The sequence below is a fragment of the Vibrio sp. 1978 genome, from assembly GCF_033344345.1.
On record NZ_JAWPOP010000275.1, the window covers coordinates 1 to 845 of the forward strand.

Annotated in this window: 1 pseudogene; it reads right to left on the bottom strand. The window is 47.9% G+C overall.

Annotated elements, in window-relative coordinates:
- Positions 1–845, bottom strand: a pseudogene (gene vmeB, locus R8N49_RS26055) (multidrug efflux RND transporter permease subunit VmeB); the annotation flags it as partial.

An 845-nucleotide genomic window follows, 5' to 3' on the forward strand; every position in this document is an offset into this window, starting at 1 on the left:
AGCGCTCATTGCCAAAAACACCAACAACATACGCCCAGTGCGTTTTAGCAACTTGGCTACACCAGCCTCATAACCTGCGGTCATCGAATCAAATTTACGGTTAAACCAACCGAAGAAGCCTTTTTTATCCGTAAATTCAGCGTCACCTTTTTTCAGTAACGTAGCACACAGCGCTGGTGTCAGGATGATCGCAACCATCACTGACAACGTCATCGCAGCAACGATGGTGATTGAGAACTGACGGTAAATTACCCCGGTCGAACCTGACATAAATGCCATCGGGACGAATACTGCCGATAAGGTCAAACCAACACCAATCAACGCGCCAGTGATCTGCCCCATCGATTTCTTAGTTGCTTCTTTTGGATCGAGCCCGTCTTCGTGCATCACACGCTCAACGTTTTCTACCACAACGATGGCGTCATCCACCAGCAAACCAATCGCCAGAACCATCGCAAACATCGTCAGGGTATTCACGCTGAAACCTGTCGCGTAAAGAATGGCAAACGTACCCAAGAGTACAACCGGAACCGCAATCGTCGGGATGATCGTTGCACGGAAGTTCTGTAAGAACAGGTACATAATCAAGAACACCAATACAATCGCTTCCAGTAGCGTTTTCACAACTTCTTGAATCGATGCTTCTACAAACGGTGTTGTCTCAAATGGATAAGCGACTTTCAGACCGTCTGGGAAGTTTTCACTTAACTCTGCTAAACGCTCTTTGACTGCAGCCGCCGTTTCCAGCGCGTTCGCACCTGTACCAAGTGAAATACCTAAACCAGACGCCGGCAAACCGTTGTACTGACCTTGAATATCGTAACTTTCTGCTCCGCGCTCAATAC